Genomic DNA, 21,189 nt, shown 5'->3' with positions numbered 1-21,189 from the left:
TTATCCTTCTTTGGCAGCTATACACAAGAAACCCGGCTTATGCTTGACGCATATGCCGGGTTTCTCGACAGGCTGAAGCGTGTGGACCAGTGTCCACACGCTTTTTTATTTCCCTCTCCGCTGTGCCAGGGCGCGGAAGAGGCCCTGGGGCAGCTCAAAGACCAGCAGGATGCCCAGCACGATGGCCACCGCCGCCTTCAGGGTGGAAAAACCCTTCCGGGCGGCCAGGTCCAGCTGATCGGTGACCACATAATAGGCCGTCCAGTAGATGCCGGCGCCGGGCACCAGGGGAAAAATGCCGGGGATGAGGAAGAGGGTGACGGGGCACCGGCGGCGCACCGCCGAGTACCGGGAGCAGAACACCACCAGGGCGGTAGCGGCGAAGATGGAGACGATGGTCCCCAGCCCCAGCCGGTCCAGAGCCAGGTAGCACAGCCACCCCAGGCCGCCGATGACGCCGCAGCGGAGGTAGCAGCTGGGGGGTACGCTGAAGAGGAGGGCAAAGGCGGCGGTACCCACCGCCGCCGAGAGGACCTGGGCGATCCATTCCAACACAGCCGTCACCCCCTTACAGCCCGGTGAGGGTGTGGTAGCAGGCCATGACGGCCCCCACCCCGAAGGCGATGCAGAAGGTGACCAGCAGCACGTCCAGCAGCCGCACCGACCCGGCAATGTAGTCCTCGTCGGCGATGTCCCGGATGCCGTTGGTGAAGGCCACCCCGGGCACCAGCGGGATGATGGACCCGATGATCATCATGTCCAGGTGATGGCCCAGTCCGGCGCCGTAGAGGAGGACGCAGATCAGGGTCACCAGGGCTCCGCCGGTGATGTTGGTGGCGATCTTGGAGAGCCGCCCCTTTACCACAAAGAGAAGGTAAATGTAGAGGAGGAGGCCGGCAGCCGCCGCCGTCAGGGCGTCGGCCCAGTCCCCGCCGAAGAGGACACAGAAGCAGCCGCTGCCCACCCCCGAGGCCAGGACCTGGAGCCAGGCGGGCAGCCGGGGCATGGCCCGGATGGCCTTGAGCCGTTCCATGGCCTCCTCCGGGGTGTGGAGCCCCTGCTCGATCTCCCGGGAGAGCTGGTTCACGGCGCTCACCCGGTCCAGCCGGGCCCCCACCAGGGGGATGTGCTTGACCCGGGCAAAGGTCTTGCGGCCCTCCCCCTCGGAGGTGAGGAAGATGCCGCTGCTGAGGACGAAGGCCTCGGCCTCCTCCACGCCGTAGGCCGCCGCGATGCGGTAGATGGTGTCCTCCACCCGGAAGATCTCAGCGCCGCTCTCCAGCAGGATCTCCCCCGCCAGAGCTGCCGCGTCCAGCACCAGGCGGTCATCTCGCTCCTTCATGGTGTTCCTCCCTTACGCCGAAAAAACCGGAGACGCTGTCAGGGCGTCTCCGGTTTTCGGTTCTATATCCCGAGCCTTAAAGGGGTTTAAACATGGCCTTGTCCATGCCGCACAGGGGGCAGGTCCACAGGCTGGGCACGTCGGCAAAGGCGGTGCCGGGAGCCACGCCGTGGTCCGGGTCACCGGCGGCGGGGTCGTAGATGTAGCCGCACAGCTTGCAGATGTACTTCTGGCTCTTGGCGGGGGCGGCGGGGGCAGGGTCCTTCACCAGGGCGGCCACGGACCGGGCCCAGGCGGCCACAGCGGCCAGGTCGTCCTCGGTGGGGGTGAAGCAGACCTTGAAGGGGGCCTCGGGCAGGGCAAACTTCAGCTGCTTGAGCTGCTCGTGGACCATGCCGGCGGCCTCGCCGGTCCAGCCGAAGGAACCGAAGGCGCCGGCGGCCCGGCCCCGGGTGTTAATGGCGTCCACGGCGTGGACGGCATCCCAAATGGCCTCGGGGGCGGAGCGGTTAATTGTGGGAGCACCGAAGAGAACGATGTCACAGCCGTTCACCAGACCGGCCACGTCGGCGCCCTGGGGGTCCACCAGGTCCACGGTGGTGACCTGGCAGCCGTCGTCGGCGAGGGCTTGGGCGGCGGCCTTGGCCAGGGAGGCGGTGCAGCCATAGGCGGAGCAGTAGAGCACCGCGGCGGTCTTGACCGCGGGCCGGGGGGAGGGGGTGGCCCACTGGCGGTAGCACTCCTTCACCTGGTCCAGGGTGGCGGTGGTGAGGCAGGGGCCGTGGCTGGTGCACACCAGCTCGGCCTCGGCGGGCATCTTGTCCAGGCCGTCCAGCACGGCGGGCTTGAAGGGCCCGAAGATGCAGTCAAAGTAGTAGCGCAGCTCCCCCTCGTAGGCCCGGCGGTACACGGCGTGGATGCCGGTGTCCACCATGGAGGGCTCACAGAAGTGAGCGCCCAGGAAGTCGCAGGTGAAGAGGGTCTTGTCCGCCTCGTCCCAGGTGAACATGGAGTCGGGCCAGTGGAGCAGGGGTGCGGAGATGAAGGTAAGGGTCTTGCCGCCCAGGTCCAGGGTGTCCCCATTCTTTACCACCCGGCAGGGGAACTCCTCGTTGGAGATGGCGCTCAGGAACTTTTTGGCCGAGGCGGAGCACAGCACCGTCAGGTTGGGGCAGCGGTCCAGCAGGGCACGGACACCGCCGGAGTGGTCGGGCTCGGTGTGGTTCATGATGAGGTAGTCCACCTTCTCGATGGGCATGACCTCCTCCACATTCCGCACCAGCTCGTCGAAGTAATCCTTGTGGACGGCCTCGATGAGGGCGGTCTTTTCCCCGCCGGTGACCAGGTAGGCGTTGTAGGTGGTGCCGTACTTGGACTCCATCACAATGTCGAACACCCGAAGGGCGGGGTTCTGGATGCCCACAGACCAAATGTTTTCCCGGAGCTTGATTGCGCTCATGTCTGTCCTTCCTTTCCCGGGCGGGGGCAGCCCGCCCTGTAAATCCTTGTAATTCCGTCGGAATTTAGTATATCTTCCCTGAGCCGGTCTGTCAACCGTTATCCCACCGCAAATCCACCAAAAACCCGCCCTTTACCGGCCCCATTCCGCCACCTCTTGACGGTTTTCTCCAGCGGCGGTAGAATATTGTTTATCTGCGGGCCGGACACACCGTTTTCCGGCCCGAAAACCATTCATTTGGGGACATGAGAAGGAGCGCAGGAGCACATGATCTATCTGGACAACGCGGCCACCACAAGGGTGTGCCCCGAGGCGGCCCGGGCCGCCATGGCCGTCATGACGGAGGGCTTTGGGAACCCCTCCTCCCGATACGCCCACGGCGCGGCGGCGGCGGAGCGGCTTCAGGCCGACCGGAGCGTGGTGGCGTCGGCGGTGGGCTGCCTGCCGGAGGAGCTCTTCTTCACCTCCTGCGGCACCGAGGGGGACAACTGGGCCATCCGGGCCGCGGTGGAGTACGGCAAGCGGAAGGGCCGCCACATCATCACCACCGCCATCGAGCACTCCGCCGTGCTGGAGCCCATCCGGGCCCTGGCCAATCAGGGCTATGAGGTGACCTACCTGCGCCCCGACCGGTGGGGCCGCATCGACCTCAAGGACCTGTCCGCCGCCCTGCGGCCTGACACGGTGCTGGTATCCATGATGCTGGTAAACAACGAGCTGGGCACCATCCTTCCCGTGAAGGAGGCCGCGGAGGCCATCCGTGCCTCCGGCAGCCCCGCCCTCCTCCACACCGACGCCGTCCAGGCCTTTCTGAAGGTGCCCTTTACCCCCAAGGACCTGGGGGTGGACCTGCTCACCATCAGCGGTCACAAGGTCCGTGCACCCAAGGGCATCGGCGCCCAGTATATTCGCCGTGGCCTGAAGCTGAAGCCGCTTCTGCTGGGCGGCGGGCAGGAGAGCGGTATGCGTCCCGGCACCGAGCCCACCGCCCAGATCGCCGCCCTGGCCGCCGCCTGCCAGGCCTGGATGGAGCACCGGGAGGCATATACAAAGCGGATCGAAGATACCAAAAATCACTTTTTGGACTCCTTTGCCGCCGCCCTGCCCCAGGGTGTGGTGGTGAGTCCCGGGGACGCCCCCCACATCTGTGCCGTCTCCCTGCCGGGCTACCCCAGCGAGATGCTGGTGCGTGAGCTCAGCGACCGGGGCATTTGCGTCTCCTCCGGCTCAGCCTGCCACCGGGGCAAGCCCAGCCATGTCTTTGCCGCCACCGGCCGCCCCAAGGTGGAGCTGCTGGGGGCGCTGCGGGTGTCCTTCTCGCCGGAGAGCACCTCCGAGGAGGCCGACGCCCTGGTCCGGGCCCTGGTGGAGATCACCTCCGCCCGGGTCTCCGCCCGGTAAGGCCGTGCTGGCCCATATGCGGCGGGGCAGGGCCTTTTACCGGGACGTGGTGACCCTGGCCCTGCCCATCGTAGCCCAAAACCTCATCACCACCTCCCTGGGGCTGGTGGACACCTTTATGGTGGGCGCCCTGGGGGAGGCCCCCCTGGCGGCGGTGACCCTGGCCAACATCCCCGTCTTTGTCATCCAACTGGTGATCTTTGGCCTCCAGAGCGGCTCCTCCGTCCTCATCAGCCAGTATTGGGGCAAGGGGGACACCGACAGCATCAACCGGGTCCTGGGCGTGGGCTGCTATGTGGCCGGCGCCATCTCGGTCCTCTTTGCCCTGGCCATGAGCGGCTTCCCACGGCAGCTCATGGGGCTGCTCACCAACGACCCCGCCCTGGCGGAGCTGGCGGCGGGCTACGCCCGCATCGTGGGGCCCTCGTACATCCTCAACAGCATCACCGGCGTCTATGTGGGGGCCCACAGGAGCATGGAACACCCCCGGCTGGGGCTCATCATTTTCTCCATCTCCATGTGTACCAACACCTTTCTCAACTGGGTACTCATCTTCGGCAACCTGGGCGCTCCCCAGCTGGGGGTCACCGGCGCCGCCACGGCCACCCTTCTCTCCCGGGTGGTGGAGTTCCTGGTCATGGCGGTGTACGCCCTCACCAACCGCCGCTTCCGCCTGCGGCCGGGGCTGGCCCTCCGGCCGGGCACAGAACTGCTGTGGCGCTTCCTGCGCTACTCCGGCCCGGTGGTGGTCAACGAGACCCTCTGGGGCCTGGGCACCTCCCTTTATAAGGTGGTCATGGGCCACATGGAGGGGAGCACCGAGATTCTGGCCGCCCGGGCCCTGGCCGGCAACATCGAGGACATCTGCACCGTAGTCATCTTCGCCATCAGCGGCACTACCGCCATCATCGTGGGCCGGGAGATCGGCGCCGGCCGGGGAAAGGAGTCGGTCTACCAGGTGGGGGCCGCCATGGACACCCTGGCCCTGCTGGCCGGCGGCGTCATCGGCCTCGGGCTGGCAGCTGCGGCCTGGTGGGTGCTGCCCTGGGCCGTCTACCCCCGCTTCCTCCTCTCCGACACCGCCGCCCGCACCGCCACCATGATGCTCACCTTCACCGGCGTCTTTTTGGCCCTCCGGGCCTTCAACAGCAACAACACCGTCGGGGTCCTCCGGGGCGGCGGCGACGTCCGGGCCGCCATGCGCATCGACATCCTCCCCCTCTGGTGCGTGGCCCTGCCCCTGGCCGCTCTCTTCGGCCTGGTCCTCCAGTGGGGCATCTTCTGGGTCTATGTGGGCATCACCATGGAGCAGGTCACCAAATTCGGCGCCGGTGTGCGCCGCTTCCGCTCCCGGGTGTGGATCAACGATATCACCCGGGCCTGAGGGAATCCATTCCGGGTTGAAAAAAGCCCACCGGACTGCTATAATAATCTCTGTTGGACCATGGCCCCTCAGCTGATTTGCGGGACATTTGTCCAATTATTTTATTTAAACAGCTGTTTTCCAATCTTTTACTTTTGCATTTCCGGCGGTGCACTCCCTGTGCCGCCGGGCGCAGGATCACCCAAGGACGGTGGGCAAACGCAGCCGTCCGGGTCGGGTCACGGCCAAAGGCGCGGCTGCCGCGCCGGGAGGTGATGTCATGCCGGACTCCAACATCACAAAGCGTGCCCTGGCACAGGCCATGAAGGAATTGATGCGCGCGGAGCCCTTCTCTAAGATCAGCGTGGGCGACATCTGTCAGGCCTGCAACATGAGCCGGAAGAGCTTTTACTACCACTTTCGGGACAAATACGATCTGGTGAACTGGATCTTCGACTCCGAGTTTCTTCAGTCTATCCACCCGGAGGCCTACCACAGCGGCTGGGGCCTCCTGGCAGACATGTGCGCCTATTTTTACCGGGAACAGGCCTTCTACCGCAGCGCACTGCTCATCTCCGGCCAAAACTCCTTTCGGGAGTATTTTGGGCAGGCCATCGCCCCCGTCATGGCCTTCTTTGCACAGGACATCTTTGACGGCGTGGAGCATGTGGACTTCTACGTCACCTTTTTCAGCGACGCCATCCTCATCTCCATCATCCGCTGGCTCACCGAGGGGGCGCAGATCCCGCCGGAGGAGTACCTGAGCCAGCTGCGGCACATTCTGGTCCGCCTGGCCAAGCATACCATTGACGAGCTGGGTCCCTTTGAGGAGGACGCCCAGTCCGAACCGCCCGTACCATCCGGACAGACATAAAAGGGGCAACGCCCCGGAAAGGACATGCTTATGGATCGAACCAACTCGCTTACCCGTTTCCACCTGGATGCGGAGGACGCCGTCCTCCTCATCATCGACGCCCAGACCAAGCTCATGGTCGCCATGGAGGAGCAGGCCCGTGTCTGCCGGAACACCGGCATTCTCCTCACCGCCGCCCAGGCCCTGAACATCCCCGTGGTGGTCACAGAGCAGTACCCCAAGGGTCTGGGGCCCACCGTGCCGGAGGTGGCCGGGCTGCTGCCCCCGGACGTCCGCATGTTGGAGAAGGCCTCCTTTGACGCCGCCCGGGACGGCCTGCTGCCGGTGCTGGAGGAGTTGGGCCGGCACAGCGTCATGGTCTGCGGCACCGAGACCCATGTGTGCGTCTATCAGACGGTCCGCAGCCTGCTGGAGCAGGATTACAAGGTTTTCCCCATCGGAGACGCCATCTGCTCCCGCTCCCCCTACAATTATCAGAACGGCCTCTCCCTCATGGACCGAATGGGCGCCTGCGTCCTCACCGCCGAGGGCGCCGCCTTCGATCTGCTGAAGGTCTCCGGCACCCCCGCTTTCAAAACCGTGTCCAAGGCTCTGAAGTAAGCCAAAAATAAAAAAAGAAAAGAGAGAGAGAAATCATGAGGATCTGGAAACGCGTCTGTGCCCTTGCCCTGGCTGCTCTTCTTATCCTCCCTGCCGCCGCCTCCGCACAGTCCTACACCGACCTGCCCATCTCCCACTGGGCCTATGATGACATGACCCAGGCCGCTGATCTGGGTATCATCCAGGGTGTGGGCGGCGGCCGCATCGACCCCTCCGGCACCCTGAGCTGGGGGCAGTTTCTCACCATATTCGCCCGCACCTTTGCCTCCGGCAAATACACCGCCGCTCTGAACTCCGGTCTGGCCTGGGATCAGGCAGGGCTCCAGGCGGCTCTGAACGCCGGCTACCTGGAAAGCGGCGATCCGCTGCCTTTCCTCCAGGGCGGCAGTCTCTCCAACCCCGTGTCCCGTCAGGACGCCGCCATCCTTCTCTCCCGGGCCCTGCCCGAAAATGCAGGCGTCTACGGCTGGCAGCCGACAAATGCCGCCTCCTTCACCGACTGGAGCCAGATGGACGCCATCCATCAGGAGGCAGTGTCCGCTCTGGCCGATCACGGGGTGATCTCCGGCCGCACTGATGGCTCCTTTGGCTGCGCCGACACCATCCAGCGCTCGGACGGCGCTGTGCTGCTCATGCGGGTACTGGACCTGGTGGACCAGGCGCATTACGGCGAGCGGAAGACGGTGACCATCCGGGTGGTGGATACCACCACTGGCCAGTCCATCCTCCCCGACCAGCAGATGAGCGTCTCTGTGGGCGACTCCCTGTCCTATCTGGCCTACCAGGTGGAGCCCAGCTACTACAACTATGACGGCGGTTACGGCACCTCTATCAGCACGGCCTGCGACGTCTACACCCTGGACTTCACCCCTATGACCCAGGCCGAGATCCAGGAGGCGCAGTTCTGGGAGAAGGTGGACCGGGGCGAGGCCAGCTATGACGACTACTGGACTCAGGACTTCCTGCTGAAGTACCAGGGGGAGAACCCCAGAAAATATCTCCTCCTCTTCGGCAGCCAGGACAAGCGCCGCTTTGACAACAAGGCGGAGGCCGAAGCCGCCATGACCACCATCACCGTGCCGGTTTGGAAGCTCTCGGGCGGCGTTAAGACCCCCTCCACCATGTCCCTCACCATCCACGCCGCTCTGGCCCAGGACGTGACGGAGATCTTTACCGAGATCTACAACGACCCGGAGCAGTTCCCCATGCACGACATCGGCGGCTACTCCTGGCGGGGCGATACCGCCACCGGCGAACACAACTGCGGCACCGCCATCGACATCAACTCCAATGAGAACTGCCAGATCCGGGACGGCCAGGTACTGGCCGGGAGTCACTGGACCCCGGGTACTGACCCCTACTCCATCGGCCCCGACAGCTCCGTGGTCCGTATTTTTGCCGAGCACGGCTGGAGCTGGGGTGGCGACGCCTGGGAGTGGGACTCCGACATCTCCTACGGCTACCACGACTACATGCACTTCTCCTACATGGGCGGCTGATCTCAAAGATTTTTTCAGTTTTTTCTTCAGAGGGCTTGACACTTGTCCAGAGGTGTGGTAATATAATCTACGCTGTCTGGACGATTAGCTCAGCTGGTATGAGCATCCGCTTGACGTGCGGGAGGTCACAGGTTCAAGTCCTGTATCGTCCACCAGATCAATCCCCCGAAGCCGCAAGGCTTCGGGGGATTTTGTTTTGCCCAAAACAGGTTTTTAGCCTTATTTTTACCCTTTTCGCATGAAGCCCATGATTGAGGCATCAAAATGGAACGTACACCCTCCAAACGGAAAAAGCTTCGTTTTGAGGGTGCACATTCAATAATAAAGTATATTCCTCTCAGAATTCTTTCCGGCGGGTCCTTGAAATTCCAAATCGCAAAAGGTACAATAGGGGTGAAAACATCATTGCGGGCAGGGTATGACGGGCAGCCGCCCGCCATACTCCCATGCGAGTGAATACAGCACTCAGCACAGCGACATATGTTGCACCACGGGGTCACGATATCTATTTTGCCGGACCTTTCAAAGGGGGATAGGTTGATCGCCCTGTGCTTCGCATGGAGGAATCAAGGCGGTGTTGAGTACATAACTCGACGCCGCTTTTATGTTTCCGGCGGACACCCTGAGCGGGGAGCACTCTCCGCCCAGGGCATTCACCGGAGCAGCAAATTCATCTAACACAGGAGGAAACAAGGGATGAAGAAACAGTTGCTGGCTCTGGTATCAGCCGCCGCTTTGTGCGCGGGGCTGATGGGTCCGGCCTCAGCCGCCGGGCAGACATTCACCGATGTTCCCCAGGGACACTGGGCCTATGAGTCTGTCGACTACGCCGTAGATAAGGGGTACTTCTCCGGCACCGGCGTGGACACCTTTTCCCCGGACTACACCATGACCCGCGCCATGCTCTGGACGGTTCTGTCCCGTATGGACAACTACACCGGCACTTCCGCCCCCAGCCAGCCCTGGTATAAGAGCGGCCAGGATTGGGCGGTGAAGAACGGCATCAGTGACGGCACCAACCCGGACGCCGACATCACCCGAGAGCAGTTTGCCTCCATGCTCTATAACTTTGCCAGGCATACCGGCCGAGACACCAGCACCGGCAGCACGGTACTCAATCAGTTTGCCGACCGGAGTTCCATTTCCTCCTATGCCGTGGACGCCATGGCCTGGGCGGTCACTCACGGTATCGTGTCCGGTACCACCAGCACCACCGTCTCCCCCGCTGTCGTCACCACCCGCGCTCAGGCAGCAGCTATGCTTATGCGGTTTGACAAGATGGGGGAGGGGACCCAGGTGGACCCTGAGGAGGCGGACTATGAGACCATCTTCCGGGTTATCAATGCGCCCCCGCTGTATCCTGGCGACAGCATTGATGTGGGCGGCCTGGCATTCATCGCCATTGGATCTGAACCTTACGGCGCGAATGTGAAGGTCGGTGTCACCTACACCGTGACCTGTTCCGACCCCTCTATGGCGAGAATCTACCGGGAGAACTCGATTTCCCAGGATGAGGTCTGCTACGGCGTGGAGGGCCTGAAGGCTGGCACGGCAACCATTACAGCTGTCGGTTCTGATGGGTTCCGTGGCACGGTTACCATTACCGTCAAGGGCGACGAGGCGGAACCTACTGACCCTGATTCTCCTAATGTGGATTGGGGAGAATATGCCGAGATTATAGATAAGATGATTCAGCTTACCAATGAAGAAAGAGCAAGAAACGGGCTTGGTGAACTGAAAGTAAGTGAGCGATTAATGAGCGGGGCTGCAATTCGAGCAGATGAATGTACGATTTCATTTAGCCATACTCGACCCAATGGTGGAGACCCCATTGGGTCCGCAGAAATTTTGGCTGCCACTTCAAGTCTAGATGCTAACAGGGCTATCAATAATTGGATTCAGTCTGACGCGCATCACAAAATAATGCTCAACAGCAAATATAATTATATTGGTGTGGGTGTTGCAGAAGGAACAGACGGGAGATATTATTATGTGGAGCTATTTAGCGTACAGCAATAATCTACTCCTACAAAATACACATTCCGTGTTTCACCGAAGAAACATTGACAGACCATCTAAGCGGCCCTGCTAAAAATACAGAAGGCCCGGGCTACAACATCCATAGCCCGGGCTTTTATATGCGGCAGTCTTGTCCTTGGTATGTCTGTTGGCGGATTTTTTTACCTCAACAGATCGCTGCGGCTGTATACATGGGCCGTCGTCCTCCCGCGCTTCTTTAAAGGGCCCCGGCGTAGTGGCAGGCCACTGCGCCGCCGTTTTTATCTATCCATTCTTGTATTTCTTTCCGTTACAGCAGGCGTCACTCCCGCCCTTCCTGCTCCTCTTTCCGCTTCTCCAGCCGTTTGTCCAGAAGGGTGCCGATGGCGATGCCCATGATGGCGCCGAAGATGACCCCCAGCCCCACATTCTGGACCCGGAGCCCCACCAGCAGGCCAATGACCACCCCCGGAATGACAAAGATCCAGGTAAAAAAGGGCTTCTTAGCCATCTGGGACTCGTCCTTGAATTTTCCGTAGTAGGGGTTGTACGCCTCCCGGGGCGCTCCCAGCTTCTTCTTTTTGCCCACGATCCTCCGCCCTCTCCTGTTTGGTGGCACCATCATACCACAGTCCGCCCCAAAAGTCCAATCCCCCGTCCGGCGCAGGCCGGACGGGGGATTATTTTTATGCTACGTTCTGCTTTTGCTTACAGCTTGCACAGCTCCGCGGCGGTCTTGGCGGCCAGACGGGCGTTGTTAAACACCAGCTGGATGTTGGAATCCAGGCTGTCGCCGCCGGTGAGCTCCTTCACCTTGGCCAGCAGGAAGGGGGTGCTCTCCTTGCCGTGGATGCCCTGGGCGTTGGCCTCGGCAATGGCCTCGTCGATGGCCTTGTTGATGACGGCGGGGTCCATGGAGTACTCCTCGGGGATGGGATTGGTCACCAGCATGCCGCCCTTGAGACCCATGTCCTGGCTGGCCTTGAAGGCGGCGGCCAGCTCGGCGGGGCTGTCCAGCTCATAGTCCACGGAGAAGCCGCTCTTGCGGGTATAGAAGGCGGGCAGCTCCTTGGTGCCGTAGCCGATGACGGGCACACCGTGGGTCTCCAGGTACTCCAGGGTGAGGCCCAGATCCAGGATGGACTTGGCGCCGGCGCACACCACCATGACAGGGGTCTGGGCCAGCTCCTCCAGGTCGGCGGAGATGTCCATGGTGGTCTCGGCGCCCCGGTGGACGCCGCCGATGCCGCCGGTGGCGAAGATGCGGATGCCCGCCATATAGGCGATCATCATGGTGGTGGTGACGGTGGTGGCGCCGTCGGCACCCTTGGACACCAGCACCGCCAGGTCGCGGCGGCTGGCCTTGGTGACCTCGTGGCCCTTCTTGCCCAGATACTCGATCTCCTCAGGGGAGAGGCCGGCCTTCAGACGGCCGCCCAGAATGGCGATGGTGGCGGGCACAGCGCCGTTTTCCCGGATGATGGACTCCACCTTCAGAGCGGTCTCTACGTTCTGGGGATAGGGCATGCCGTGGGAGATGATGGTGGACTCCAGAGCCACCACGGGCTTGCCGGCGGCGACGGCCTCGGCCACTTCAGGGGAGACGTCCAGATACTTGTTGAGAGACATGATCGTTACCTCCATATGTATGATATCAATGTTTGTTGTACACGCTGCTCAAAGGCCGGCCCGCTTGCGCAGGGCGTCCACGCTCAGGTCGGGGTTGATGGTCTCCTTGCCCTCCATGGAGATGGCGGAGGCGGCCTCACCGGCCAGGGCGGCCTCCCGGAGCCCCAGGCCCTCCAGCCAGCCCCAGGCCAGGGCAGCCATGAAGGCGTCCCCGCAGCCGGTGGTATTCACCATTTGGGCGGGGAGGCAGGACACCTTCTCCCGTCCCCCCAGGTGGTCGGCGGCGTAGACGCCGTCCGCCCCCAGGCTGATAAAGACCCGGTGGAGGCCCGTCTCCAGCAGGGCGTCCGCCGCGGCGGCCAGGCTGGCGTCGTCGGTGATGGCCACCCCGGAGAGGAGCTCGGCCTCGATGCGGTTGGGCTTGAGGGTGTGGAGCTTGCCCAGCACCGGCTTCACCTTCACCGACTTGGCGGTGGACACCGGGTCCACAAAGACCGGCGCTTTGCAGTTCTCCGCCAGCCATTGGAGGCTCTCCGCTGGAATGTTGGTGTCGGCCACCACCAGCCGGGCGTTGTTCAGCAGGGCCTCCTTGGTGGCTAGGTACCGGGGGGTCAGGTGCTCATAGATGGCCATGTCGGACACCGCCAGGGCCATGTCCCCCTTCTCATCGTTGAGGAAGAGGTAGGTGGAGGTGGTGCCGCCGGGGACCTGGAGGGAGGGGGCCAGGTCGATCCCCAGCTCGATGCAGGAGGTGGTAATCTTCTGGGCGTTCATGTCGTCCCCCAGGGCGGTGAGGAGCCGCACGTCCATATCCAGCAGGGCCATGTTGTGGGCAATGTTCCGGCCCACGCCCCCCAGGCTCATGGTCACTTTGCCCGGGTTGGAGTCCTGCCCCACCAGGGGGGCAAAAGGGGTGCCGCCGATGTCCATGTTCACGCCCCCCACCACCACGGCGTAGGCCTGGTCGCGGACGATGTAGCCCTTTCCGCCGATGTAGCCCTTCTTCATCAGGTTGGAGATGTGGACCGCCACCGACGACCGGGTGATCCCCGCCCGGTCCGCCAGCTCCTGCTGGGAGATCATGGGGTTTTCCCGAATCCACTGGAGGATCTGTGCTTCCCGCTGGGTCATGGCATAACCTCCTAAACTTTTCTTTAGTTTTTCGTCATATGTTTATGATACCTGCTTTCACGGAAAAGTCAAGGGGGCGGGAACGATTTTTCCCATCTCTCGTCTAAAAGCGTACCAAAAAGGAGGGGATCTCGATGAAACGCCATCTGTTTGTCCTATTGCTCCCCTGCGTGCTGCTCACCGGCTGCGGCGGGGAACCCCGGGAAACCGCCATCCCCGCTGTCTCTCCGTCCGTGGAGCTGCCCAGCCCGGCCCAGGGCGAGGAGCCCAGCTGCCTCACCGCCACCATCGTGGACGGGGCGGAGACGGGGGAGCTGCTGCTGGCGGGGGAGGAGGCCTATGACGTCTACACTGTGAACGCGAAGGACCTGCCCGTGTGGCTGGACGGGGCTGAGACCGACTGCACCGCCCTCCGGGACGGCATGACGGTGGAGCTCTCCTTCAACGGCTACATCATGGAGACCTACCCCGCCCAGCCCGGGGTGAGCTACAGTCTCACCGTGGTGGAGGAGGGGGACGGCCGGTGCGCCCTGTGGCTCCGGGTGCTGGAGGACCTGTGGGCCGTGGACGACGGTCTCAACGGCGGCATCACCCAGGTGGGGGTGGACCTGTCGGAGGTCCCCGGCCTCACCGAGGGGGAGCGGTCGGCCATCGCCTGGGCTTTCGCCAGTGCCCACGGCGTCAGCCCCGTCACCGGCACCCTGGAGGAGCTGTGGGAGGAGGGCTACTTCACCCCCACCACCCAGCCGGCGGAGGGGTATGACGACTCCCTGGCCCTCTGCTGGTGGGAGGACGGGGTCCACTTCTCCATCGACGTGGACGAGGATGCGGTTTGGAACCTGCCCGCCCTGGGGCCGGGGGAGGAGCTGCCGGAGCTGGTGGCCTTTTCTGCCCAGAAGTGGCGCTCCGGCCTGGGGGCCTACTTCTTCGGCGACTGCGTAGGCCGGCGTGGGGAAGACGGCACCTGGACCTACACCGTAGGCGCGGAGATGATCGCCTGACCTCTTTCTGCAAAAAAGTTCCCCCTGCCATCAAGCAGGGGGAACTTTTTGTCTTATTACCGGAAGAGCTCCGGGTGGGCGAAGTTGGCCACACCGCCGCCGGTGTGGAAAAAGACCACGGTGTCCTCCTTGGTGAGGACCCCCTTGCGGATGAGGTCCACCATGCCGGCAAAGGCCTTGCCGGCGTAGGTGTGGCAGAGGATGAGGCCCTCGGTGCGGGCGGCCATGGACACCGCCTCCAGGGCGGCGTCGGTGACGGCGCCGTAGCCAGCGCCGATGTAGTCGTAGTTGACGGAGATCTGGTCGGCGGTGAACCGCTCCCCACAGTCCAGAAAGTCCATGGTGGCGTTGCACAGCTCGGCGATCTCCTCCTCCTTGGGCCGGGTGTGGTAGCTGACGCTGATGCCCAGCATCCTGGTGTCCATGCCGGCCAGGCGCAGGCCGCACTCGATGCCGGCTTGGGTGCCGCCGGTGCCGGTGGCGGCGATGACATAGTCCGCCTTGATCCCCAGCTCCTTGAGCTGGTCATTGAGTTCGTCCACGGCGTTGATGTAGCCCAGGTTGCCCACGGGGGTGGCGCCCCCCAGAGGCATGAGCACAGGGTGCCGGCCCTTGGCCCGGTACTCCTCGGCGATCTTCCCGGTGATGGGGAAGACCCCCTGGATCTCCAGGTCCTCCACGTCCTGGGGCACGTTGGGCTCGTAGCGCAGCTCGGCCCCCATCAGGTGGTCCAGCAGCAGGTTGCCCTGGAGGTCCCCCTGGGGGGGCTCCCCCTCCAGCACCACCACCGCCTCCATGCCCAGCTTCCGGGCGGCGGCCACAGTCTGCCGCACCCAGTTGGACTGGAGACCGCCCAGGGTGATGACGGTGTCCGCCCCCTCCGCTGCCGCCTTGGGCAGCAGGAACTCCAGCTTCCGGGTCTTGTTCCCCCCGAAGGCCAGGGCAGTGAGGTCATCCCGCTTGATGTAGATCCTGGGTCCCCCCAGCAGGGCGGTCAGGTTGGGGGCAAACTCCAGGGGCGTGGGCAGCGGCGTCAGATGCAGCCGCTCGTGTTCCGCGATGAGCTTTTTGATTTCCATAAAAACACCCCCGGTTAAAAATATGGGTTCAGGCTCTGGGCCGGGAGACGGACTCCACCACTCCGGCGTCCTGGAAGGGCAGGAGCACGAAGAGGGCCCGGCCCAGGATGCACCGCTCGTCCACCACCCCGATGTTGGGGGAACGGCCGTCGGTGGAGTTGTTGCGGTTGTCGCCCATGACAAAGACGCAGCCCTCGGGCACCTCTACATGGGTGGCGTACTCCTCGGGCAGCTCCCGCATGGGCTCCAGGATATAGGGCTCGTCCAGGGCCACGCCGTCCACGTAGACGGTGTTGGTATCATAATCGATGTCCACGGTCTGGCCGCCCACGGCGATGATGCGCTTGACGATGGGGGCGCCGTCCCGGAAGGTGTTCTTGCTCAGCACCACCACGTCGCCCTGGTCGGGCTCGTAGCCGATGGACTGGAGCAGGAGCATGTCCTTGTTGTGGAGGGTGGGCATCATGGACTCGCCGTCCACCCCGATGATGCGCCCCACGAAGGTAAAGACCAGGATGAGGCCCACCAGGGCCATCACCAGGGCCTGGAGCCAGAAATACATGTCCACCTTCATGGCGTCGCCGTCGGAGAGCTTGACGCCCTCCTCCTGTTCCTCCTCCGGCTCCTGGGCCGGGTCCAGCTTCCGTTCCTCGGACAAGTGGGATCAACTCCAAATCAAAATAATTATCGTCATTATACCCCTTCAAGGGGGGGATTGCAAGGGAAAGGACGGGAGACGCTCACCCCTCCAGGCTGGCCTTTTCCCGGCCGTGGCAGGTGAAGAGGAGGATCTGCCGCTCCTGTGAAAGGTCTTTCAGACAGTCCAGGGCCAGGGCCATGCGGCCGTCGTCGAAGTCAGTGAGGGCGTCGTCCAGCACCAGGGGGGAGGGGTCCTCCGCCGGCAGGGCCAGCTCGCACACCGCCAGGCGCACCGCCAGGTAGAGCTGGTCCACCGTGCCCTGGGACAGGGTGATGGCCCGCCGGGGCAGCACCGCCCCCGCCTCCCGGGCCGAGGCCTCCAGCTCCCGGGTGAGGGTGACCTCCTGGTACTTTCCGCCGGTGAGGGCGGAGAAGAGCTCCCCCGCCCGCTGGTTGAGCCGGGGTGAGAACCGGGACTGAAGGGCGCTGTTGGCCTCCCGGAGGACCTCCAGGGCCGTCTCCAGGGCGGAGTACTCCCCCCGCCGCCGGCCCAGCTCCTCCCGGAGCTCCTCCTGCCGGTGCTCCAGCTCCTCCGGGTCCCCCAGGGCGGCGCGCTGGCCCTGGGCGTGGGAGAGGGCCTCCCGCACCCGCTGGAGCTCCCCCGTCACCGCCGACAGGGCGGCGGCGGTCTGCTGGGGGCTGTGCGCCACCGGCGGCGGCTCAGGGCAATCGGTCTCTCCGGTGCGCTGGACCCGCTCCAGGATCACGTTGTTCTCCACCGTGGGGGCGGGGAGGGAGTCCACCAGCTTCTGGGCACCCTCCACCTTCACCCGGGCGGTGGCGAGCCGCTCCTCCCGGGAGAGGCCCCGGGACAGGGCCGCCGACACCCCGAAGGCGTCGGTGACCTCGGGGGCGAAGCCGTGGACGAAGGTCAGCAGCTCCTGCCACAGCTCAGCCCTCTGGTCCTCCAGGTCCCGGATGGACTGCTCCAGCTGCCCGGCGGCCCGCCGGGCCTCCTCCGCCGCCGTCCACTTCTCCCGAAAGGCGTTGGCCTTCTCCAGGATGTCGTCGGGGAACTGAGCGCCGTACCGGTCCAGCAATTCGGCCCGCTCCTCCCGCCGTTTGGCGGCGGTCCGGCGGGCGGTGAGCAGAAAGATGGCTCCGGCCACGACGAAGCCGCCGGCGGCGGCGAAGAAGGGGATCATCTCCAGCAGCACCGCCGCCGCCGCAAAGCCGGCGGCGGCCAGAAGGCAGACCACCCCCGCTCCGGTGAAGCCGGCGGCGCCGGACTTCTCCAGGTCCCGGACCTGGGCGGCGTCGCCGCTGGCCTGCTTCCAGGCCTCGTCCGGGTTGAGGCCGGGGAAGAGGGGGTCCACGGCGGCGGTCTCCGCCGCCTCCACCTGGGCCCGCACCGGCTCCCGCTGGCCCTTGGCCTCCTTGATGCTGAGGGCCAGGGTGTTATAGTAGGTCAGGTCCCCCTGGGCCTTCCGCAGCTCCTCCCGGCTGGGGAGATGCTCCCCCTCCAGGGCGGCCAGGGCCTCCTGGGCCTTCCGCAGCTCCTTCACGGCAGAGCTGTACTGCTCCAGCACCGCCCAGTCCCGCCGGGCCCGCTGGGCGTTCTGTTCGGACTCCAGCTCCTCTTTCCGACTCTCCAGGGCCTGGGACTGGACCTGGGCCTCCCGCAGCCGCCGCTGGTTCTGGACAGCGGCGCTCCTGTCCCCCTCCAGAGCGGAGAGCTCCTCCTCCAGCTGGGGGATGAGCCCGGTTTTGTTGTGTTTGCGGCGGTTGAGCCAGCCCTTCAGGGTCTGCTCCGTCTCGGAGAAGGAGACGTCCTCCTCCCCGGAGGACACCAGGGCGGCGATGCGCCGCTCCAGATCCGGGTCGGCGTCCACCCCCAGGCCGGACTGGCCCACGAAGGCGCTGCGCTGCCACACCTCCCGGCTGACGCCCAGCAGCACCTCGCCGCAGTTCTCCCCGGTGAGGCCGGGGACGGCCTCGCCGGTGGCGGCGTCCACCGCCTCAAAGCCACTGAAGGGGGAGGCCCCCTTGGCAAAGCGCCGGATCAGAATATCCCGCCCTCCCCAGGTGAGGAGGACCTCCCCCGCCATGGGGGAGCCCGACCAGGGGGCATACCGGTTCTTCTCGGCCAGGGTGGTGCGGGTGTCCCGCTCCCGGGTGGGGATGCCGTAGAACATGGCCCGCAGAAAGGCGCACCAGGTGGATTTGCCCCCCTCGTTGGGGAGCTGGAGGATGTTGAGTCCCCCCTTCAGTTCCAGCACGGCCCCCTCCAGCTTGCCGAAGGTGGCCGTCATTTTCTTGATGATCATGCCATGGGCTCCTCTCTGTGCTCCAGGGCGGCCAGGCCGAACCGGACGGCCTCCTCCAGCCGTCCCCGCTCGTCCTCGTCCGCCGCCCCCTCCAACCGCAGCCGCATCTGCCGCAGGAAGAGGCCGGTGAGGGTGTCCTCCTCCGCCCGGCTCCACAGGTCCCGGCGGACGGTGGTGCGGTCCAGTACCTGGGCGCTCCAGCACTTGGTCTCGGCCAGGGCCTTCAGGGGCGTGAGGTCCAGCCCCTCCACGTCGCTCTCCCCGGTGAGCACCACCCGGAGGATGTCGTCTCCGGCGTCGGCGGGGAGGGCGGAGAGGAGGGCGTCCCCGGGGCGGTCCGCCCCGGAGAGGTCGGCCTCCACCAGCCGGTAGCGGCGTCTGGCCAGGGGGAGGAACTCCGCCTCCACCGAGGCCCCGTCCACCGTCACCCAGAGACAGCCCTTCTCCCCCAGCTCGTCAAAGCCCCGGCCCTCAGGGCAGCCGGGGTAGGCCCAAGCGGTCTCCCCGGCCCGCTGGAGGCCGGAGCAGGCGTGGATGTGGCCCAGGGCCAGGTAGGTGAGGCCGGAGGCGGCGATATCGCTCTCCGGCAGCGGGGCGTAGCGCCCCTTGCCCTCCACGTCGGCGTGGAGGATGCCGATGTGGACGTCCCCGTCCCGGGGGGCGGCAAAGCCGTCCAGGGGGGAGTCCTCCCGGCTCACGCCGGTGAAGGCACATCCCCAGACGGTGCAGCCCAGCTTGGGCATGGGCACGGCCTCCATGGCGGCGGTCCGGAAGATGTGGACGTTCTCCGGCCAGGACAGGAGGGCGTAGGGGGACCGGGGCCCATAGGGGTCGTGGTTGCCCGGGGCGATCAAGACGGGGCAGCCGGTCTGCCCCAGGGCCCGGGCCAGGGCCTGGGCGGTCTCCGCGTAGGGGTCGGAGCCGTCAAAGAGGTCCCCGGAGAGGAGGACCAGGTCGGCCCCCCGCTCCCGGGCCAGCTCGGCCAGGCGGCGGGGCAGCTCCCGCAGCTCGGAGCGGCGCTGCCGGGCCTGTTCGGCGCTCAGGCCGGTAAAGGGGGCGTCCAGATGGAGGTCGGCCCCGTGGAGGATGTGCAGCATGGGTGGCTCCTTTCGGTCTACCAGGTCTCGTGCTCGCCAACGTCGATGCGTGTGACCGACTGGCAGCGGCCGGTGGCGGTGTCAATGGCAAAGACGGCTCCCTCCAGCTTGCAGGGGCCCTCAGCGGGCTCAAAGCGCATGGGGAGCCCGCCCAAAAAGCGGTTGATGGCCTGGCTGCTCTTCATGCCCAGCACCGAGTCGGCGGGGCCGGTCATGCCCAGGTCGGTGAGGAAACCGGTGCCCTTGGGCAGCACCCGGCCGTCGGCGGTGGGCACGTGGGTGTGGGTACCCCACACCGCCTGGACCCGGCCGTCCAGATACCAGCCCATGGCCCCCTTCTCGCTGGTGGCCTCGGCGTGGAAGTCCACCACCTTGATCTCGGCGTCCACGTCCCGCAGGAGGCGGTTTGCCACAGTAAAGGGGTTATCGAAATTGGGGTCCATCTCGCACCGGCCGATGAGGTTCATGACGGCAATGCGCAGGCCCTGGGGACCCTCATAGACGCCCAGGCCCCGGCCGGGGACCCGGTTGGTGTAGTTGGCGGGGCGGAGCAGCCAGGGCACCTCGTCCAGCAGGTCCTTGATCTGGATGCGGTTCCAGGTGTGGTTGCCCAGGGTGACCACGTCGGCGCCGGCGGCGTAGAGGGCCTTGGCCTGCCGGGGCAGCACCCCCACCCCGGAGACGTTCTCCCCGTTGACCACGGTAAAGTGGACGTTGTGGCGCTTTTTCAGCCGGGGCAGGTTGTCTTCCAGAAAGGCCAGGCCGGGCTCTCCCACCACGTCGCCGATGGCCAGAAGATTCAGAATCATCGTTTTTCTCCTCCTCAAAAAAAGGACCGCCCACGGGGATAGGGCCCGTGGGGCGCGGGCAATATTATATACCAAATCCCCCGTCCTGGCAACGTGAGCCGCCCCCCTTTTCCCGGGCTTGACCGGCCGGGCGGCCCACGGTATACTGGTGGAAAGAAAAGGAGGTTTTGCCCATGACGGAACGTGTCTCCCTACCCCTTCTGTGCGCCGGACTGCTGCTCCTGGCCGGGTGCGGCGGCTCCCCCGCCGCCACAACCGCCCCCGTCTCCTCGCCGCCGGCGGAGACCGTCCAGGCCGCCCCGTCGCCCTCACCCACGCCTGCGGCCACGCCCACTCCGACGCCCACGGAGACCGCCGCCGCGGCGGAGACGGAGCTGCCCGCCGAGACCCCGGCGGACCCGGGCTGGACGGCCCTGGACACCGGCTCCTCCTTCGGCCGGGCCTCCGGCACCGGCGGGGCCCTGGTGGTGTATGCTGTTCAGGCAGATGAGGACGGCCTCACCGTCACCCTGGCCCCGCTGCCCAACGAGGCCGACGTCACCGCCTTCCAGGAGACGGAGGAGGCCCTCCCCGCCGGCACCGTGGACTACTGGTCCGATGCCGGGGCCCTGGTGCTCAAGCTGGAGAATACGGTCCTCTCCAGCGGTGAGATCGGCGGCGACGACTGGCTCCACGACTTTCTCCGGGAGGGGGGGCTGGAGTATCCCATGAGCACCCCCATGGGTGCGGTCCCCGGGAGCTGCCCTGACTTTGAGAAGGCGGCCATCTCCTCCGACGGCGCCAATACCACCATTTCCCTCATCCCCCTGGGCAGCATGACCGAATACCAGGTTACCCCTCTGGGGGTGGACGGCCTCACCGTCTCCTTCCGTCTGGCCCTGCAATAAAAGACGGCGGCTGTCAGCCGTCCGATAAACCTTCCCCCTGGAAGGGGGAAGGTC

General features: G+C 65.1%; 19 protein-coding genes and 1 tRNA gene. 9 read left to right on the top strand and 11 right to left on the bottom strand.

Going from position 1 to position 21,189, the window contains the following annotated elements; all coding sequences use genetic code 11:
• Window positions 1-105: 105 nt before the first annotated feature.
• From Q0K15_RS06120 to Q0K15_RS06110, 3 genes are all read right to left on the bottom strand, one after another.
• Window positions 106-555, bottom strand: coding sequence for a threonine/serine exporter family protein (locus tag Q0K15_RS06120; RefSeq protein ID WP_365933413.1), 450 nt, complete (start codon window positions 553-555; stop codon window positions 106-108).
• 13 nt (window positions 556-568) lie between these two features.
• On the bottom strand, window positions 569-1,342 hold the full coding sequence (locus Q0K15_RS06115; RefSeq protein WP_294513851.1) for a threonine/serine exporter family protein: 774 nt from the start codon (window positions 1,340-1,342) through the stop codon (window positions 569-571).
• Window positions 1,343-1,418: 76 nt separating this feature from the next.
• On the bottom strand, window positions 1,419-2,801 hold the full coding sequence (locus Q0K15_RS06110; protein ID WP_294513849.1) for a rubredoxin: 1,383 nt from the start codon (window positions 2,799-2,801) through the stop codon (window positions 1,419-1,421).
• A gap of 267 nt (window positions 2,802-3,068) precedes the next feature.
• Between Q0K15_RS06110 and Q0K15_RS06105 the strand changes: the two genes are divergently transcribed.
• From Q0K15_RS06105 to Q0K15_RS06075, 7 genes are all read left to right on the top strand, one after another.
• Window positions 3,069-4,202: a cysteine desulfurase family protein gene (locus Q0K15_RS06105; RefSeq protein ID WP_294513846.1), complete on the top strand. Its 1,134-nt coding sequence runs from the start codon at window positions 3,069-3,071 to the stop codon at window positions 4,200-4,202.
• Between the two features lie 16 nt (window positions 4,203-4,218).
• Window positions 4,219-5,586, top strand: a complete 1,368-nt coding sequence (locus Q0K15_RS06100; protein ID WP_294513840.1) for an MATE family efflux transporter — start codon at window positions 4,219-4,221, stop codon at window positions 5,584-5,586.
• 259 nt (window positions 5,587-5,845) lie between these two features.
• A complete protein-coding gene (locus Q0K15_RS06095; protein WP_294513838.1) occupies window positions 5,846-6,439 on the top strand; it encodes a TetR/AcrR family transcriptional regulator C-terminal domain-containing protein in 594 nt (197 codons plus the stop codon).
• Between the two features lie 30 nt (window positions 6,440-6,469).
• On the top strand, window positions 6,470-7,039 hold the full coding sequence (locus Q0K15_RS06090; protein WP_294513834.1) for an isochorismatase family protein: 570 nt from the start codon (window positions 6,470-6,472) through the stop codon (window positions 7,037-7,039).
• Window positions 7,040-7,074: 35 nt separating this feature from the next.
• A complete protein-coding gene (locus tag Q0K15_RS06085; protein ID WP_294513832.1) occupies window positions 7,075-8,538 on the top strand; it encodes an S-layer homology domain-containing protein in 1,464 nt (487 codons plus the stop codon).
• A gap of 78 nt (window positions 8,539-8,616) precedes the next feature.
• Window positions 8,617-8,693: transfer RNA gene (locus Q0K15_RS06080), tRNA-Val, on the top strand.
• Window positions 8,694-9,234: 541 nt separating this feature from the next.
• Window positions 9,235-10,557 (top strand): S-layer homology domain-containing protein, encoded by a 1,323-nt coding sequence (locus tag Q0K15_RS06075; protein ID WP_294513831.1) that lies wholly within the window; start codon window positions 9,235-9,237, stop codon window positions 10,555-10,557.
• Between the two features lie 301 nt (window positions 10,558-10,858).
• Here Q0K15_RS06075 and Q0K15_RS06070 read toward each other — a convergent pair whose 3' ends face one another.
• The 3 genes from Q0K15_RS06070 to Q0K15_RS06060 all read right to left on the bottom strand — a co-directional run bounded on the left by Q0K15_RS06070 (window position 10,859) and on the right by Q0K15_RS06060 (window position 13,296).
• On the bottom strand, window positions 10,859-11,125 hold the full coding sequence (locus Q0K15_RS06070; RefSeq protein WP_294513829.1) for a hypothetical protein: 267 nt from the start codon (window positions 11,123-11,125) through the stop codon (window positions 10,859-10,861).
• A 119-nt stretch (window positions 11,126-11,244) separates the two neighbouring features.
• The gene (locus tag Q0K15_RS06065) at window positions 11,245-12,165 is read right to left on the bottom strand and encodes a pseudouridine-5'-phosphate glycosidase (RefSeq protein WP_294513826.1); all 921 of its coding nucleotides are present in this window, start codon (window positions 12,163-12,165) and stop codon (window positions 11,245-11,247) included.
• Window positions 12,166-12,213: 48 nt separating this feature from the next.
• Window positions 12,214-13,296, bottom strand: coding sequence for a PfkB family carbohydrate kinase (locus tag Q0K15_RS06060; protein ID WP_294513824.1), 1,083 nt, complete (start codon window positions 13,294-13,296; stop codon window positions 12,214-12,216).
• 134 nt (window positions 13,297-13,430) lie between these two features.
• Between Q0K15_RS06060 and Q0K15_RS06055 the strand changes: the two genes are divergently transcribed.
• The gene (locus Q0K15_RS06055) at window positions 13,431-14,297 is read left to right on the top strand and encodes a hypothetical protein (RefSeq protein WP_294513821.1); all 867 of its coding nucleotides are present in this window, start codon (window positions 13,431-13,433) and stop codon (window positions 14,295-14,297) included.
• Window positions 14,298-14,353: 56 nt separating this feature from the next.
• Here the strand turns inward: Q0K15_RS06055 and Q0K15_RS06050 are convergent, their stop codons facing one another.
• From Q0K15_RS06050 to Q0K15_RS06030, 5 genes are all read right to left on the bottom strand, one after another.
• The gene (locus Q0K15_RS06050) at window positions 14,354-15,376 is read right to left on the bottom strand and encodes a D-cysteine desulfhydrase family protein (protein WP_294513820.1); all 1,023 of its coding nucleotides are present in this window, start codon (window positions 15,374-15,376) and stop codon (window positions 14,354-14,356) included.
• Between the two features lie 28 nt (window positions 15,377-15,404).
• Complete coding sequence (gene lepB, locus Q0K15_RS06045; RefSeq protein ID WP_365933405.1) at window positions 15,405-16,034, bottom strand: signal peptidase I; 630 nt, start codon at window positions 16,032-16,034, stop codon at window positions 15,405-15,407.
• A gap of 82 nt (window positions 16,035-16,116) precedes the next feature.
• Window positions 16,117-18,342 carry an AAA family ATPase gene (locus Q0K15_RS06040; RefSeq protein ID WP_294513817.1) on the bottom strand — a complete coding sequence of 742 codons (2,226 nt, stop codon included), beginning with the start codon at window positions 18,340-18,342 and terminating at the stop codon, window positions 16,117-16,119.
• A complete protein-coding gene (locus Q0K15_RS06035; protein WP_294513814.1) occupies window positions 18,339-19,439 on the bottom strand; it encodes a DNA repair exonuclease in 1,101 nt (366 codons plus the stop codon). The genes Q0K15_RS06040 and Q0K15_RS06035 overlap by 4 nt, the downstream gene beginning before the upstream one ends.
• Before the next feature lie 17 nt (window positions 19,440-19,456).
• A complete protein-coding gene (locus Q0K15_RS06030) occupies window positions 19,457-20,248 on the bottom strand; it encodes a TIGR00282 family metallophosphoesterase (RefSeq protein WP_294513812.1) in 792 nt (263 codons plus the stop codon).
• Window positions 20,249-20,421: 173 nt separating this feature from the next.
• Here Q0K15_RS06030 and Q0K15_RS06025 point away from each other — a divergent pair, with 173 nt between their 5' ends.
• A complete protein-coding gene (locus Q0K15_RS06025) occupies window positions 20,422-21,135 on the top strand; it encodes a hypothetical protein (protein ID WP_294513809.1) in 714 nt (237 codons plus the stop codon).
• The last annotated feature ends 54 nt before the right edge of the window (window positions 21,136-21,189 follow it).

The organism is uncultured Intestinimonas sp. (assembly GCF_944387245.1).
Taxonomy (GTDB): Bacteria; Bacillota; Clostridia; order Oscillospirales; family Oscillospiraceae; genus Intestinimonas.
Note: the sequence above shows the minus strand (reverse complement) of the source record. Positions and strands in the feature narration are given on the sequence as shown.